The following is a 14,114-nucleotide window of genomic DNA, read 5'->3' on the forward strand; positions in this document are numbered from 1 at the left end:
GTCAGCGAGTGTCGTAACCCCTTGCAGACGTGCTGTTTTTTATTTGCTACAGCGGTTGTACACGGCCCGGCGCGCCTTTGGCAAACCCGCTGTCGCGAATCGCCTGCCTGATGTCGGCCGATTCACGCCGCGAAGTGCGCTGGCCGGGCCTGTTGCGCCGGCGCATAGTCGGCGTTCAACAACAACAAGGCAGAGGCGGCCATGACCACGACCCTGCATCACCGAGCCTGTCACCTGTGCGAGGCCATCTGCGGCCTGAACATCGAAGTCAGCGTCGAGCCCGACGGCCGGGCCCGTATCGCCTCGATCAAGGGCGATGCCCAAGACCCGTTCAGCCGCGGGCACATCTGCCCCAAGGCGGTGGCCCTGCAAGACATTCAGGAAGACCCGGACCGCCTGCGCCAGCCGCACCGGCGGGTTGATGGGCAGTGGCAGGCGATCGGTTGGGAGGAGGCCTTCGCCCTGGCTGCCGAGCGACTGTGGGCGGTGCAGCAGGCCCATGGGCGCAACGCGGTGGCGGTGTACCAGGGCAACCCGAGCGTGCACAACTACGGGCTGATGACCCACAGCAACTACTTCCTCGGTTTGCTGAAAACCCGTAACCGCTTTTCTGCGACTTCCGTGGACCAGTTGCCCCAGCACCTGACCAGCCACCTGATGTACGGGCATGGGTTGCTGTTGCCTATTCCCGACATCGACCACACCGACTTCATGCTGATTCTTGGCGGCAACCCGCTGGCGTCCAACGGCAGCATCATGACCGTGCCCGACGTGGAGAAGCGCCTGAAGGCGCTGAAAGTCCGCGGTGGGCGGTTGGTGGTCATCGACCCGCGGCGCAGCGAGACGGCGGCACTGGCCGACCAGCATCTGCTCATACGCCCCGGCGGCGATGCGGCGCTGCTGGCCGCGCTGTTGCATACTTTGTTTGCAGAACACCTAGCCAAGGGCTCGCACCTGCCAATCAATGGCCTGGAGCAGGTGCAGCAGGCCATTCAGCCGTTCGACGCCGACCGCATGAGCGCCCATTGCGGCATCCCGGCAGATGCCATCCGCCAGTTGGCGCGGGACTTCGCCAGCGCCGGCAAGGCGGTGTGCTATGGGCGCATGGGCGTGTCGACCCAAGCCTTCGGCTCGCTGTGCCACTGGCTGGTGCAACTGATCAACCTGATCACCGGCAACCTTGATCGCGTCGGCGGGGCACTGTGCACCGAGCCTGCGGTGGACCTGGTGGCAACCACCTCGGGCGGGCATTTCAACCAGTGGCAGAGCCGTGTGTCCGGGCTGCCGGAGTACGGCGGCGAGCTGCCGGTGTCGGCCCTGGCCGAGGAAGTCCTGGTACCCGGCGAGGGCCAGGTGCGGGCACTGGTGACGGTGGCCGGCAACCCGGTGCTGTCCACCCCCAACGGGCGGCGCCTGGACCAGGCGCTCGAGGGGCTCGACTTCATGCTCAGCATCGACCTGTACATCAACGAGACCACCCGCCACGCCGACCTGATTCTGCCGTCCACCTCGGCGCTGGAGAACGACCACTACGATTCCACCTTCAACCTGCTGGCGGTGCGCAATGTCACCCGTTTCAACCGGGCGATCCTGCGCAAGCCTGAAGGGGCGCTGCATGACTGGGAGATTTTCGTCGGGCTGGCCAAGGCCTTCGCCGCGCGCGCCCAGGTCGAGCTCAAACCGACCCTGCCACCGGCGCAGATGATCGACCATGCCCTGCGCAAGGGCCGTTATGGTGATGATGCGCCGCAGCGCTTGTCGCTTAAGGCCCTCGACCAGCACCCCCACGGCCTGGACCTGGGGCCGTTGCAGCCGAACCTGGCCGCCCGCCTGCGTACCCCAAGCCAGGCCGTGGAGGCGGCGCCAGCGGTGTTGCTGGCCGACCTGCAGCGCTTGGCCAGCCAGGCACCTTCAGAGCCTGGCCAACTGCTGCTGATCGGCCGCCGCCATGTGCGCAGCAACAACTCGTGGATGCACAACTTCCACCGCCTGGTAAAAGGCAAGCCGCGCCACCACCTGCTGATGCACCCCGACGATTTGCGCCAGCGCCAGTTGCAGGACGGCCAGACCGTGCGCATCCGTTCGCGCACCGGGGTGATCGAGGTGCCGGTGCAGGCCAGCGAGGAGATGATGCCCGGGGTGGTCAGCCTGCCCCATGGCTACGGCCATAGCCGCGCGGGTGCGCAGCTGCAGGTGGCTGCAGCGCAGCCCGGGGTGAGCGCCAACGACCTGACCGATGAGCACCTGCGCGACGGCGTGTCGGGCAATGCCGCGCTCAATGGCGTGCCGGTGCACGTGGAGGCCGCATGAAGATCGGCAAGGCCGAGCACGCTGCTCGGCTTTCCGATACAATGCGCCACCGTGGCGACGATCACGTCGCAAAGTTCAGCCGAGGTGCTTCATGGATATCATCGATACAATCAAAGAGCAGATCGCCAACAACACCATTCTGCTTTACATGAAAGGTTCGCCGAATGCCCCGCAGTGCGGCTTCTCGGCCAAGGCATCGCAAGCTGTGATGGGTTGTGGCGAAAAGTTCGCCTACGTCGACATCCTGCAGAACCCGGAAATCCGCGCCAACCTGCCCAAGTACGCCAACTGGCCGACTTTCCCGCAACTGTGGGTGGCCGGTGAACTGGTCGGCGGCAGCGACATCATGCTGGAAATGTTCGAAAAGGGTGAGCTGCAGACCCTGATCAAGGACGCGGCCGCCAAGGCCAAGGCTTCCGAAGCCTGATTGCGTTTCAGCCGGAATGCAAAAGCCCCGCGAATGCGGGGCTTTTTTGTTGGGGCCTAAGTCCGTGTTGGGCCTTAAACAGCATCGCCGGCAAGCCGGCTCCTACAGGGGATCGCATAACCCTGTAGGAGCCGGCTTGCCGGCGATGCTGTTCAGGCCAGGAACTTACTCTTCGCCCATCTGCGATTGCAGGTAGTTCTCGATCGTGATCTTGTCGATCAGGCCCAGCTGGGTTTCCAGCCAGTCGATGTGTTCTTCCTGGTCTTCGAGGATGTCTTCAAGCACATCGCGCGAGCCGAAGTCGCCAGCAGTTTCGCAGTGGGCGATGGCGGCCTTGAGGTCGCCGTGGGCCCGTTTTTCAAGCTTCAGGTCGCAGTCGAGCATCTCTTTGGTGTGCTCGCCGATCATCAGCTTGCCCAGGTCCTGGACGTTGGGGATGCCTTCGAGGAAGAGGATGCGCTTGATCAGCTTGTCAGCGTCCTTCATCGCCTGGATGGACTCTTTGTACTCAAGCTTGCCGATCTTGTTCAGGCCCCAATCTTCGTACATGCGTGCATGCAGGAAGTACTGGTTGATTGCGACCAGCTCGTTTCCGAGGATCTTGTTGAGATGCTGGATGACGCTTACGTCGCCTTTCATGATGGGGTCCTGCCCTGTAGAAGTTGAGCCAATGAAAACAAGTTTGAGCCCGACAACTACCTATGTCAAACCTAAGTTATTGAATAATAAGTGAAATTTAATCGGAATAAGAATGTTTGTGAACCGCGTTAGAACGCTAACTTATTGAATTACAGGCATAAAAAAACCGGGCACTGGGCCCGGTTCTTCGAAAATGGGTTGTTTACGCCGCGTTGAATTCAACGGGGTAGGGCAGCGCAGCCTGCTGACTGAGTTGCAGCTCGGTCAGGGTCTCGCGTACCACCTGCTTGGCGAGGCAGGCGCATTTGCCGCACTGGCTGGCGACGTTGGTGGCGGCTCGAACTTCCTTGTAGCTGCAGCATCCTTCGTAGATCGCATCGCGGATCTGTCCGTCGGTAACACCGACACAAAGACACACATACATAAAGGCTGACCATCGCGGGTTGATTCGATGGTTTGCAGAGTAATGGTAATGAGAATGCTTGTCAAAGCACTTTCTGGAAGGGCCGTGCTTGAGCGACCGGTGGCACAGATTCGGCCTGTCACGATAAGCCGTGTATGATGGTCGGCCTTTGCCGGTTCCGGGGGACGCGTTCCGCCCGGGCAAGGTTTTCCACCCCTCATCAGGAGAAATCGCATGAGCGTACTCGTTGGTAAAAAAGCCCCTGACTTCACCGTCCCGGCTGTTCTGGGCAACGGCGAAATCGTCGACAGCTTCAACCTGGCCTCGGCCATCAAGGGCAAGTACGGCCTGGTGTTCTTCTACCCGCTGGACTTCACCTTCGTCTGCCCGTCCGAGCTGATCGCCCTGGACCACCGCATCCCTGACTTCCAGGCGCGCAACGTCGAAGTGATCGGCGTGTCGATCGACTCGCACTTCACCCACAACGCCTGGCGTAACACCCCGGTCAACAACGGCGGCATCGGCCAGGTCAAGTACACCCTGGCGGCCGACATGACCCACGAAATCTGCAAGGCCTACGACGTCGAGTCCGAAGGCGGCGTGGCTTTCCGTGGCGCGTTCCTGATCGACACCAACGGTGTGGTCCGTTCGCAGATCATCAACGACCTGCCACTGGGTCGTAACATGGACGAGCTGCTGCGCCTGGTCGACGCCCTGCAATTCCACGAAGAGCACGGCGAAGTCTGCCCTGCCAACTGGAAGAAAGGCGACAAGGGCATGAACGCTTCGCCAGAAGGCGTTGCCGCCTACCTGAGCGAGAACGCTGGCAAGCTGTAATCGCCACGTATAAAAAAACCGGCCCTGGTGGCCGGTTTTTTTTGCTTCGAGTTTCAAGCTGCAAGCTGCAAGAGAAGGCACGGCGTACGCGGTCTGCGCTCTCTTGCGGCTTATAGCTTGCAGCTTGCAACTGCCTTCAATCGTTGAAGTCGCGCCAGCCGCCCATTTCTTTCCAGCGATTGACGATGCCGCAGAACAGCTCGGCGGTCTTCTCGGTGTCGTATCGCGCCGAATGCGCCTCACGCCCGTCGAAGTCGATGTCGGCGCTCTGGCAGGCCCGCGCCAGTACGGTCTGGCCGTAGGCAAGGCCGGCCAGCGTTGCGGTGTCGAAGCTGGAGAACGGGTGGAACGGGTTGCGCTTGATGTCGTTGCGCGCCACCGCGGCGTTGAGGAAGCCCAGGTCGAAGCTGCTGTTGTGGCCGACCAGGATCGCCCGCTTGCAGCCGTTGGCCTTCAGCGCCTTGCGCACACCACGGAAAATGTCGGTCAGCGCGCTCTCTTCACTGACCGCCATGCGCAGCGGGTGGTCCAGCTTGATGCCGGTGAACTCCAGCGCCGCCTGTTCGATGTTGGCCCCTTCGAACGGTTCGACCCGGAAGAAGTAGGTGTGCTCGGGGAACAGGAAGCCCTTTTCGTCCATGCCGATGGTCACCGCGGCGATTTCCAGCAGGGCGTCGGTGGCGCTGTTGAAGCCGCCGGTCTCGACATCCACCACTACCGGCAGGTAGCCGCGAAAGCGCTCGGCCATGGGGTGGCGCGAGCCGCTGCTGGCCTGGCCGTCCTGTTCGTCGTCGTAGAGGTCTTCGCTCACGCGTTGTCCTCCAGCAGACGCCAGTGCAGTTTTTCACCGGCACGCAGCGGGATCACGGTGTTGTCGCCGAACGGCAGGCTGGCCGGTGCGGTCCACTCGTCACGCACCAGGGTGATGGTGTCGGTGTTGCGTGGCAGGCCGTAGAAGTCCGGGCCGTGCTTGCTGGCGAAGCCTTCGAGCTTGTCCAGCGCGTTGCGCTGCTCGAACGCCTCGGCATACAGCTCGATGGCGGCGTAGGCGGTGTAGCAGCCGGCACAGCCGCAGGCGTTTTCTTTGGCGTGCTGGGCGTGGGGTGCCGAGTCGGTGCCGAGGAAGAACTTCGGGCTGCCGCTGGTGGCCGCGTCCAGCAACGCCACCTGGTGGGTGTTGCGCTTGAGGATCGGCAGGCAATAGAAGTGCGGGCGAATACCACCGACCAGCATGTGGTTGCGGTTGTACAGCAGGTGCTGGGCGGTGATGGTGGCGCCGACGTTGGCCGGCGCCTCGGCGACGAACTGCGCGGCGTCGCTGGTGGTGATGTGCTCGAACACCACTTTGAGCGTGGGGAAGCGTTCGACCAGGCGGCGCATGTGCTCGTCGATGAAGCGCTTCTCGCGGTCGAACACGTCGATCTCGCTGCGCGTCACTTCACCGTGTACCAGCAGCGGCATGCCGGTTTCGGCCAGCGCTTCGATGGCCGGGAAGATGTTGTCGATGCTGGTAACGCCGGAATCGGAGTTGGTGGTAGCGCCGGCCGGGTACAGCTTGGCAGCGTACACGAAGCCGCTGGCCTTGGCTGCGCGAACGTCCTCGGGGCTGGTGCGGTCGGTGAGGTACAGCACCATCAGCGGCTCGAAGCGGCTGCCGGCCGGGCGGGCAGCGAGGATGCGCTCGCGGTAGGCAGCGGCTTCGACGGCATTGCGTACCGGCGGGACCAGGTTGGGCATGATGATGGCACGGCCGAAGGTGCGGGCCACATCAGCAACGGTATGGGGCAGGACGGCACCATCGCGCAGATGGATGTGCCAGTCGTCGGGACGCAGGAGGGTCAGGCGATCGGACATTGGGGATTCCAGGCGGGTCGAACTCAGGCGCCAATGCTACCGGAAAACCCCGGCACGAGCACGGCTATCAAGTTTTCTGCGGGGCGTCCGATAGCCTTGGGGTAAGCCGTCAGAATTTGTGGAGCCGCCCGTGCGCCAGCGTTATCTAGCCCTGTTCACTCTCGTTGCCAGCCTTCCGGCCGGGGCAATGACTTTCCAGACCCGCGTCGAGAGCGTCGCCTGGAAGGTTGAGGGGGACCAGTTCGAATGCCGCCTGACCCAGCCGATCGAAGGTTTCGGCAGTGGCGAGTTCGTGCGCCGCGCCGGCGAGCAGCCGACCTTCCAACTGCGTTCGGACAGCAACGTACTGGGCGCAGGCTCCGCCACCCTGCTGGCCGCGGCGGCGCCTTGGCAGCCGGGGCGTGGCGACATCAACCTGGGCGCGGTACGCATGGCCCGTACCGGGGTGCTGTTCACTTCTAGCCAAGGCCAGGCCAGCCGCCTGATCAACGGGCTGCTGGACGGGCGCAGCACGGTGGTGCGCAACTACACCGGTGAAGGCGGGCGCCCGATGGAGGTGCGCATGCTGCCGGTCAGCTTCGCCAAGGCCTACAGCGACTATCAAGTGTGTGCGGCCAAGCTGCTGCCGATGAACTACGACCAGATCCGCCAGACCCAGATCGGCTTCCCGGGCACGGGCCTTGAGCTGGACAGCTCGGCGCGGGCGCGCCTGGACGTGATCCTCGACTACCTGCGCGCTGACCCGTCGGTCAACCACATCGAGCTCGACGGCCACTCCGACAACAGCGGCAACCGCCTGACCAACCGTGACAACTCGCGGCGCCGTGCCCTGGCGGTGGCTGAGTACCTCAAGGCCCATGGTGTGCCGGAAGAGCAGATCACCGTGCGCTTCCATGGCGAGCGCTACCCGCTGGTGAAGAACAACAGCGCCGCCAACCGCGCACGCAACCGTCGGGTGAACATCCAGCTCGACCGCGTCACGCCTGTCGAAAAACCGGTGGAAGCACCGGTAGCGCCGCCAGCCCCGGCAGCAGCGCCAGCCAGCCCGGCTGCAGCCCCTGCTGCACCTGCGGCGCAGGCAGCCCCCGCGAAGAAGGCCTGAGCGCGACCGTTGGTCGCGCTGGCGACAGTTCCTGTCGCTTTGTCATCACAAGCTGTCGCCCCACTGTAAATTTTGCGGCAAGGCCGTTAGAATCGAAGGCTTTCCGTACAACCCCGTGGAGTGATGGCATGGCGGACGTAAAAAAGGTCGTACTGGCGTATTCCGGCGGCCTTGATACTTCGGTGATTCTCAAGTGGCTGCAGGACACCTACAACTGCGAAGTGGTGACCTTCACCGCTGACCTGGGCCAGGGCGAAGAGGTCGAGCCGGCCCGCGCCAAAGCCGAGGCGCTGGGCATTAAAGAAATCTACATCGACGACCTGCGCGAAGAGTTCGTGCGCGACTTCGTGTTCCCGATGTTCCGTGCCAACACCGTCTACGAAGGCGAGTACCTGCTGGGTACTTCCATCGCTCGCCCGCTGATCGCCAAGCGCCTGATCGAAATCGCCAACGAAACCGGCGCCGACGCCATTTCCCACGGCGCAACCGGCAAGGGTAACGACCAGGTACGTTTCGAGCTGGGTGCCTACGCGCTCAAGCCAGGCGTCAAGGTCATCGCACCCTGGCGCGAGTGGGACCTGCTGTCCCGCGAGAAGCTGATGGGCTACGCCGAGAAGCACGGCATCAAGATCGAGAACAGCGGCAAGAAGAAGTCGCCATACTCGATGGACGCCAACCTGCTGCACATCTCCTACGAGGGTGGCGTGCTGGAGGACCCGTGGGCCGAGGCCGAAGACGACATGTGGCTGCCAAGCTGGGGCGTTTCTCCGGAAGCTGCGCCAGACCAGGCGACCTACATCGAGCTGACCTACCGCAACGGTGACATCGTCGCCATCGACGGCGTCGAGAAGTCCCCGGCCACCGTGCTGGCCGAACTGAACCGCGTCGGCGGTGCCAACGGCATCGGCCGTCTGGACATCGTTGAAAACCGCTACGTCGGCATGAAGTCCCGCGGTTGCTACCAGACGCCTGGCGGCACCATCATGCTCAAGGCGCACCGTGCCATCGAGTCGATCACCCTGGACCGCGAAGTCGCTCACCTGAAAGACGAGCTGATGCCCAAGTACGCCAGCCTGATTTACACCGGCTACTGGTGGAGCCCGGAGCGTCTGATGCTGCAACAGATGATCGACGCTTCGCAGGCCAACGTGAACGGCGTGGTACGCCTGAAGCTGTACAAGGGCAGCGTCAGCGTGGTTGGCCGCCAGTCGGACGACACCCTGTTCGATGCCAACATCGCGACCTTCGAAGAAGATGGCGGCGCCTACAACCAGGCCGATGCCGCTGGCTTCATCAAGCTCAACGCACTGCGCATGCGCATTGCGGCCAACAAAGGCCGTTCGATGCTGTAAGTCGAGCGTTAGCGACAAGAAAACCGGCCATGGCCGGTTTTTTTGTTTCTGTGCCTCAAGAGTTCATGAAGGGCCCATGCGCATTGTCCTGCATCGGCCCGACCGACAGCTTGATACAGGTACGTTGGTCGAGGTCATAAAAAACCCAGTTGCGAACCGCCGAGTAGGGCGGATTGAGCGCGCTGCACATGTGTTGTTCGATGGTGGTGCGGCTCTGCGGCCCGGACAAGGCGATTATGATCGGGCTGCTGCTTGCCGCTGGCGACTGTCCCCGGTTGGTGGCCGGCGCCAGTGGTAGGTTGAACAGCGATGTCTGTTCCGATGCGAGGTCGGCCTTTTCTGGGACAAACAGTGAGTTGGCGTTGAAGTTGAGGGTAAGGAAGAACAATACAGTCAGGAAAAACGGGAATCCGACCAGGAACCATGTGTAGATCGACTGGCTGGAGTCATTGAGAAACGGCAGCGATGCCAGCGCCGACGCTTCGACGACACCGGCAAAGACCGCAATGAGGCTCAGGGGGCTGAGTGATGGCTGCTTCATGATGATGAACCCGAAAGGCTTTGCTCATCTGTAGGGCTTTTTGTTCCGGGGTATAAGGGCGGCGGCTTTCCCTGTCAGCTGGATCAGCCTGGCTAATCCATGCGTCCTGTGGCAAGGGGCGAAATTTCCCGCACCTGCTATCCCTTTTCGGCACTTTGTCGATGATGCCCAGCTTGATAAGTTGCAGCGCTTATTCGATGTTCCTGCGGATGATGCACCCCGGAAAAGTCTTGCATGTAGGAAGTTTCCTTAATGCATGTAGTACTGCTCTTTACATGCATCTTCCGGGGAAATCGCTGCTTATTGATTGCCGACGCTCGGTTATGGTGAGTGGTCGAAATCAAAATCACGAATCAATGGGTAACGCATGAACAAAGTGCTGATCGTGGATGATCACCCGGTCATTCGGCTGGCTGTGCGCATGCTGATGGAGCGGCATGGTTACGAGGTGGTGGCAGAAACCGACAACGGCGTCGATGCCTTGCAGCTTACGCGCGAGCATTTGCCGGACATCGTCATCCTGGATATCGGGATTCCCAAGCTCGATGGGCTCGAGGTGGTTGCCCGCCTGGAACTGGTGAGCCCGGCGAGCAAGGTGCTGGTGCTGACCTCGCAGGCCCCTGGGCATTTCTCCATGCGTTGCATGCAGGCTGGGGCTGCCGGCTATGTATGCAAGCAACAGGAACTGACCGAACTGCTCAGCGCCATCAAGGCGGTGTTGTCCGGTTACAGCTACTTCCCCAACCAGGCGTTGCACAAGGGCAGGCCGGTCAGTAGTACTGGGAGCGAAACGGAAATGGTCGAGCGCCTGTCAGGGCGTGAAATGATGGTACTGCAGCAACTGGCGCGCGGCAGGAGCAACAAGGAAATCGCCGACAGCATGTTCCTCAGCAACAAGACAGTGAGCACTTACAAAACCCGCCTGCTGTTCAAGCTCAACGCCCGCTCGCTGGTCGACCTCATCGAACTGGCCCAGCGCCACGGCCTGGCCTGAATAGAAAAGCCTCCGTGTCAGGAGGCTTTCTACCACGTGCATCAGAGGTCGTAATCGAAGTCTGCCAGTTGCTTTTGCAGGCGGCGCTCTTCCAGCATGTTGTCGATGGTGCGGCGCTTGCTGAGGTTGGTTTTGGCCGTTTCGACCTGGGGCTCCACTTCCTCTTCCGCGCTGGTGAATTCGTCGTCGGCAGCAAGGTCTTCTTTATCAGTGCTCATGCGTCACTCCAAGCCAAAGGGCCATTGGCCGTCCTTATAGCTGGATTCGCGAAGCCGGTAAAAAAGATTTTTTCAATCGAATATTGCAATTTCCTCTATTGCATCAATCGTCGGAAGTCTTGAGCTTGTACTCGCACAAATCTTCGATGCGGCAACTGCCGCAGCGCGGCTTGCGCGCCTGGCAAACATAGCGGCCATGCAGGATCAGCCAGTGGTGGGCGTCGAGCAGGTAGTCCTTGGGGACAAACTTGAGCAGCTTCTTTTCCACCTCCAGCACGGTCTTGCCGGGGGCGATGCCGGTGCGGTTACTGACCCGGTAGATATGCGTGTCGACCGCCATGGCCAGTTGCCCGAATGCCGTGTTCAGCACCACGTTGGCGGTTTTGCGGCCCACACCCGGCAGGGCTTCCAGCGCTTCGCGGGTTTGCGGTACCTCGCCACCGTGCAGTTCGATGAGCAGGCGGCAGGTCTCGATGACGTTCTTGGCCTTGCTGTTGTACAGCCCAATGGTCTTGATGTATTCGCTCAACCCATCCACGCCCAGGGCATGAATGGCCTGTGGCGTATTGGCGACCGGGTACAGGCGTGCGGTGGCCTTGTTCACGCCCACGTCGGTGGCCTGTGCCGAGAGAATAACGGCGATCAGCAATTCGAACGGCGTGGTGTAGGCGAGCTCGGTCTTGGGTTCCGGGTTGTCTTCATGCAGCCTGCGAAAAATCTCCAGGCGTTTGGCGGCATTCATGGGGTCAAAGGGTTCCTTGACGGCATTAAGGTGAAGGCGAAGGGCGCAGGCGATTGTACAGGCCCAGCAGCAGGCCGAGCAGTATGAGTGCGCCCGGTGCTATTGCGGCAATGTGCAGACCCATGCCGGCCAGCCACTGGCGGCCCAGGCCCAGGGCCAGGCAGGCCAGCAGTACCCCGCCGAGTCCCTTGAGCAGCGTTTGCCAGCGGCGCTGGGTGGGCAACTGGTATTCGATGCTCATGCACTGCAGGGCGATGATCGCCGGGTAGTGGGTGAACGCCTGCGCCTGCGCCATGGCCCAGGCATCCAGCGTCAGTTGCAGGCAGGTTGCCAATGCGGCGGCCAGCATCAGGGCGGCCCAAGTCCGTGCTGCGCCGCCAAGGTGTGGCCGCAGCGGGGCCATCAGGCCTTGGTGCGCTGTGATCAGGCCCAGGCAGCAGGCGCCGGCCAGTGCGGCCTGGGCCAATGTCGAGGTGGCGCCCAGCAGTGGACCCAGGCAGGCGATCAACAGCAGTGGCCTATTCATCGGCGGGCTCTGCCAGCAGCGACCGGCGATGTTCGTCGAAATAGCGCAAGGCATCTTGCGTGGCGTCGATCACCGCGCGTGAGGTGACGGTCGCCCCCGCCAATTGGTCGAACTGGCCCTGGTCACGCTTTAGTGCCCAGGCCTGTGCCGGTGTGTCGGTGAGGCCTTTGCCGACGAACTGCTGCAGCCAATGCCGCGCTGGATCGGCCAGCTGGTCGCCAAGGCCGGGGCTTTCCTGCTGCTGCAATACCTGAATGCCCAGCAAGCGACCATTGGCGGCGATGGCGATGGCCAGTTCGATTGGCCCGGCATAGCCTTGGCATTCGCTGTGCAGCAGGATGGCGACGGCGTGGCCGGCAAGGGTCGCCCGGTAGCCGGCCAGCAGGCGGCTGTGGCCCAGGTGTGTGTCGGCCAGCGGCAGGGGCGTGCGCAGCGGCTGGTTGTCATAGCTGCCCGCAGGCAGCACGGTCAGCCACGCCTGCTCGCGCAGCTGGCGTTCGGCTTCGGCGATGGGGTGCTCGGTGGCCCGCTGCCAGGCCAGGCTCAGCGCCAGCGCCAGGCCCGTCACCAGTACCAGCAGCAGCATGCTGCGCGTGCGTGCGTTCATGTGCTTGCCGCCTCCCGGCGCTCGGCCCAGCGGTCGAGAGTGGGGGCCGCCAGGTTCATCAGCAAGATGGCGAATGCAGTGCCATCGGGCAGGCTGCTCCAGGTGCGCATGGCATAGATGAGCAGGCCGGCGCACAAGCCAAAGGCCAGCCGTGCGAGGGCGCGCTTGCAGCCGGAGACCGGTTCGGTGGCAATGAAGAAAGCCGCCAGCATGGTCGAGCCGCTGAACAGGTGCAGCAGCGGTGAGCCATGGGAGTCCGAGCCCGAGCCGTTCCAGCCCAGCAGGCTGAACAGCAGAAGTCCGCCCAGCAGCCCGGCGGGTGCATGCCAGGTGAATACCTTGCGCTGCAGCAGCCACAGGCCGCCCAGCAGGAACGCCAGGTTCACCCACTCGCTGGCGCGCCCGCCCAGGTGGCCGAAGGCTGGGTGGCTGGCGAACAGTTCGTCGATGGTCAGGCTGCGGTTGTGGCGCAAGGTATCGAGTACCGTGGGGCTGGCCCAGGCGTCGATGCCTGGGCTGGCGGCGAAGCTCAGGTTGAGGCTGTCGAGCAGGCCGGGCGCCTGGTTCGGCCAGTGGTTCAACTGCGCCGGGAAACTCAACAGGGCGACTGCGTAGCCCAGCATTGCCGGGTTGAACAGGTTGCGCCCGACACCGCCGAACGCTTGCTTGCCCAGGCCGATAGCGACGCAGGATGCCGTCACGGGTAGCCACCAAGGCGCCTGGGCGGGCAGGGCGGCGGCCAGCAAGACGGCGCTTACCATGGCGCTGCCGTCGGCCAGTGTCGGGCCGATGGGTTGCCGGCGCCCCCACAACAGCGCCGCCTCGCAGGCCAGCGCGCTGAGGGTGCACAGCAGCAGGTTGATCGCAATGCCCCAGCCATGCAGCCAGAACAGCGTCACAAGGCCAGGGGCGCAGGCCAGCAGCACCAGGTTCATGGCGTTACGCAAGCGCGGGTCGGGTATGAGCTGCGGGGTCATGGCCCGAACATTCCGATTAGCCCCGAGAACGCCATCGCCATGATACCGGCGCCGATCAGCGTAATGGGCAGGCCACGCAAGGCTGCTGGGATGTCTGCATGCCGGCTGCGTTCAAGCACGCCTGCGAGCAGCAACAACGCCAGCCAGAAGCCAGCACCGGCAATGAGCCCCCAGCGCAGGGCCTGCCAGGCGCTGTTGCCATCCCGGCCCAGCTCTAGCAACAAGCCCAGTGCGGCGACATTGCCCAGTAACACTATTTGCAAACCGGATATTGGCCAGCCAGGGCGCAGGCGTTGCACCAGCAGCGGCAGGCACCAGGCCAGGGCGGCGAGCAGTGGTAACAGCAGGAACAGGCGGATGGCCTGCAGCCCGAGCGGGGCCAGCAGTTCGTGCTGCAACAGGTAGCCCACAGGTAGCGCCACGACCATCAGCAGCGCGCTGCAGGCGCTAAGGGCATGCAGGCGACGGTAGTCAGGCCGCTCGGGCTCGAGTGCCAGGATATTGATCAGCGCGGCGCTGAACAGGGCCAGGACGAAGTCGCTCATGAACATGCCGAAGGCCGGGGGTTGCCCTGATTATCGGGCA

Annotated in this window: 17 protein-coding genes; 6 read left to right on the plus strand and 11 right to left on the minus strand. The window is 62.9% G+C overall.

Going from position 1 to position 14,114, the window contains the following annotated elements; translation table 11 throughout:
* The first annotated feature begins 201 nt into the window (after positions 1-201).
* Both ACI2KK_RS05650 and grxD read left to right on the plus strand, forming a co-directional pair.
* Entirely contained in the window at positions 202-2,310 is a 2,109-nt protein-coding gene (locus tag ACI2KK_RS05650) for a molybdopterin oxidoreductase family protein (RefSeq protein WP_404668198.1), read from the plus strand.
* Positions 2,311-2,401: 91 nt separating this feature from the next.
* Positions 2,402-2,737 (plus strand): Grx4 family monothiol glutaredoxin, encoded by a 336-nt coding sequence (gene grxD / locus ACI2KK_RS05655; RefSeq protein ID WP_103449407.1) that lies wholly within the window; start codon positions 2,402-2,404, stop codon positions 2,735-2,737.
* A gap of 165 nt (positions 2,738-2,902) precedes the next feature.
* On the opposite strand, the gene bfr is transcribed toward grxD, so the two are convergent.
* Positions 2,903-3,376, minus strand: coding sequence for a bacterioferritin (gene bfr, locus ACI2KK_RS05660; protein ID WP_217887998.1), 474 nt, complete (start codon positions 3,374-3,376; stop codon positions 2,903-2,905).
* Positions 3,377-3,578: 202 nt separating this feature from the next.
* A complete protein-coding gene (locus ACI2KK_RS05665) occupies positions 3,579-3,800 on the minus strand; it encodes a bacterioferritin-associated ferredoxin (RefSeq protein WP_046854452.1) in 222 nt (73 codons plus the stop codon).
* 213 nt (positions 3,801-4,013) lie between these two features.
* Here ACI2KK_RS05665 and ACI2KK_RS05670 point away from each other — a divergent pair, with 213 nt between their 5' ends.
* On the plus strand, positions 4,014-4,616 hold the full coding sequence (locus ACI2KK_RS05670; RefSeq protein ID WP_217842092.1) for a peroxiredoxin: 603 nt from the start codon (positions 4,014-4,016) through the stop codon (positions 4,614-4,616).
* Positions 4,617-4,752: 136 nt separating this feature from the next.
* Here the strand turns inward: ACI2KK_RS05670 and rnt are convergent, their stop codons facing one another.
* Both rnt and pyrC read right to left on the minus strand, forming a co-directional pair.
* Positions 4,753-5,427: a ribonuclease T gene (gene rnt, locus ACI2KK_RS05675; RefSeq protein ID WP_217842093.1), complete on the minus strand. Its 675-nt coding sequence runs from the start codon at positions 5,425-5,427 to the stop codon at positions 4,753-4,755.
* Positions 5,424-6,470, minus strand: a complete 1,047-nt coding sequence (pyrC, locus tag ACI2KK_RS05680; protein WP_404668199.1) for a dihydroorotase — start codon at positions 6,468-6,470, stop codon at positions 5,424-5,426. The genes rnt and pyrC overlap by 4 nt, the downstream gene beginning before the upstream one ends.
* Positions 6,471-6,600: 130 nt before the next feature.
* Between pyrC and ACI2KK_RS05685 the strand changes: the two genes are divergently transcribed.
* Positions 6,601-7,572 (plus strand): OmpA family protein, encoded by a 972-nt coding sequence (locus ACI2KK_RS05685; protein WP_404668200.1) that lies wholly within the window; start codon positions 6,601-6,603, stop codon positions 7,570-7,572.
* A 128-nt stretch (positions 7,573-7,700) separates the two neighbouring features.
* Positions 7,701-8,924: an argininosuccinate synthase gene (locus ACI2KK_RS05690; protein WP_217842096.1), complete on the plus strand. Its 1,224-nt coding sequence runs from the start codon at positions 7,701-7,703 to the stop codon at positions 8,922-8,924.
* Between the two features lie 55 nt (positions 8,925-8,979).
* Here ACI2KK_RS05690 and ACI2KK_RS05695 read toward each other — a convergent pair whose 3' ends face one another.
* Positions 8,980-9,465: a hypothetical protein gene (locus ACI2KK_RS05695; protein WP_404668201.1), complete on the minus strand. Its 486-nt coding sequence runs from the start codon at positions 9,463-9,465 to the stop codon at positions 8,980-8,982.
* Positions 9,466-9,832: 367 nt separating this feature from the next.
* Here ACI2KK_RS05695 and ACI2KK_RS05700 point away from each other — a divergent pair, with 367 nt between their 5' ends.
* Entirely contained in the window at positions 9,833-10,459 is a 627-nt protein-coding gene (locus tag ACI2KK_RS05700; protein WP_217888003.1) for a response regulator transcription factor, read from the plus strand.
* A 41-nt stretch (positions 10,460-10,500) separates the two neighbouring features.
* Here the strand turns inward: ACI2KK_RS05700 and ACI2KK_RS05705 are convergent, their stop codons facing one another.
* The 6 genes from ACI2KK_RS05705 to ACI2KK_RS05730 all read right to left on the minus strand — a co-directional run bounded on the left by ACI2KK_RS05705 (position 10,501) and on the right by ACI2KK_RS05730 (position 14,074).
* Positions 10,501-10,677: a PA3496 family putative envelope integrity protein gene (locus ACI2KK_RS05705; RefSeq protein ID WP_217842098.1), complete on the minus strand. Its 177-nt coding sequence runs from the start codon at positions 10,675-10,677 to the stop codon at positions 10,501-10,503.
* Positions 10,678-10,780: 103 nt separating this feature from the next.
* Positions 10,781-11,419, minus strand: coding sequence for an endonuclease III (nth, locus tag ACI2KK_RS05710; protein ID WP_404668202.1), 639 nt, complete (start codon positions 11,417-11,419; stop codon positions 10,781-10,783).
* A 25-nt stretch (positions 11,420-11,444) separates the two neighbouring features.
* Positions 11,445-11,945, minus strand: a complete 501-nt coding sequence (locus ACI2KK_RS05715) for an Rnf-Nqr domain containing protein (protein ID WP_404668203.1) — start codon at positions 11,943-11,945, stop codon at positions 11,445-11,447.
* A complete protein-coding gene (locus tag ACI2KK_RS05720) occupies positions 11,938-12,552 on the minus strand; it encodes an RnfABCDGE type electron transport complex subunit G (protein ID WP_404668204.1) in 615 nt (204 codons plus the stop codon). Before ACI2KK_RS05720 ends, ACI2KK_RS05715 begins: the two co-directional genes overlap by 8 nt.
* Positions 12,549-13,529, minus strand: coding sequence for an RnfABCDGE type electron transport complex subunit D (locus ACI2KK_RS05725; protein ID WP_404668205.1), 981 nt, complete (start codon positions 13,527-13,529; stop codon positions 12,549-12,551). The genes ACI2KK_RS05720 and ACI2KK_RS05725 overlap by 4 nt, the downstream gene beginning before the upstream one ends.
* Complete coding sequence (locus ACI2KK_RS05730; RefSeq protein ID WP_404668206.1) at positions 13,526-14,074, minus strand: Rnf-Nqr domain containing protein; 549 nt, start codon at positions 14,072-14,074, stop codon at positions 13,526-13,528. The genes ACI2KK_RS05725 and ACI2KK_RS05730 overlap by 4 nt, the downstream gene beginning before the upstream one ends.
* Between the last annotated feature and the right edge of the window lie 40 nt (positions 14,075-14,114).

The sequence above is a fragment of the Pseudomonas sp. NPDC089406 genome, assembly GCF_044900265.1.
Classification (GTDB): domain Bacteria; phylum Pseudomonadota; class Gammaproteobacteria; order Pseudomonadales; family Pseudomonadaceae; genus Aquipseudomonas; species Aquipseudomonas fakonensis.

Excerpts from the sequence above, each read along its gene's own strand:
- ACI2KK_RS05650 (WP_404668198.1), top strand. The coding sequence starts at position 202 with ATGACCACGACCCTGCATCACCGAGCCTGTCACCTGTGCGAGGCCATC.
- bfr (WP_217887998.1), bottom strand. The coding sequence starts at position 3,376 with ATGAAAGGCGACGTAAGCGTCATCCAGCATCTCAACAAGATCCTCGGA.
- ACI2KK_RS05665 (WP_046854452.1), bottom strand. The coding sequence starts at position 3,800 with ATGTATGTGTGTCTTTGTGTCGGTGTTACCGACGGACAGATCCGCGAT.
- ACI2KK_RS05730 (WP_404668206.1), bottom strand. The coding sequence starts at position 14,074 with ATGAGCGACTTCGTCCTGGCCCTGTTCAGCGCCGCGCTGATCAATATC.
- ACI2KK_RS05700 (WP_217888003.1), top strand. The coding sequence starts at position 9,833 with ATGAACAAAGTGCTGATCGTGGATGATCACCCGGTCATTCGGCTGGCT.
- grxD (WP_103449407.1), top strand. The coding sequence starts at position 2,402 with ATGGATATCATCGATACAATCAAAGAGCAGATCGCCAACAACACCATT.
- ACI2KK_RS05695 (WP_404668201.1), bottom strand. The coding sequence starts at position 9,465 with ATGAAGCAGCCATCACTCAGCCCCCTGAGCCTCATTGCGGTCTTTGCC.
- ACI2KK_RS05690 (WP_217842096.1), top strand. The coding sequence starts at position 7,701 with ATGGCGGACGTAAAAAAGGTCGTACTGGCGTATTCCGGCGGCCTTGAT.
- ACI2KK_RS05725 (WP_404668205.1), bottom strand. The coding sequence starts at position 13,529 with ATGACCCCGCAGCTCATACCCGACCCGCGCTTGCGTAACGCCATGAAC.
- ACI2KK_RS05720 (WP_404668204.1), bottom strand. The coding sequence starts at position 12,552 with ATGAACGCACGCACGCGCAGCATGCTGCTGCTGGTACTGGTGACGGGC.
- ACI2KK_RS05715 (WP_404668203.1), bottom strand. The coding sequence starts at position 11,945 with ATGAATAGGCCACTGCTGTTGATCGCCTGCCTGGGTCCACTGCTGGGC.
- ACI2KK_RS05705 (WP_217842098.1), bottom strand. The coding sequence starts at position 10,677 with ATGAGCACTGATAAAGAAGACCTTGCTGCCGACGACGAATTCACCAGC.
- nth (WP_404668202.1), bottom strand. The coding sequence starts at position 11,419 with ATGAATGCCGCCAAACGCCTGGAGATTTTTCGCAGGCTGCATGAAGAC.
- ACI2KK_RS05670 (WP_217842092.1), top strand. The coding sequence starts at position 4,014 with ATGAGCGTACTCGTTGGTAAAAAAGCCCCTGACTTCACCGTCCCGGCT.
- pyrC (WP_404668199.1), bottom strand. The coding sequence starts at position 6,470 with ATGTCCGATCGCCTGACCCTCCTGCGTCCCGACGACTGGCACATCCAT.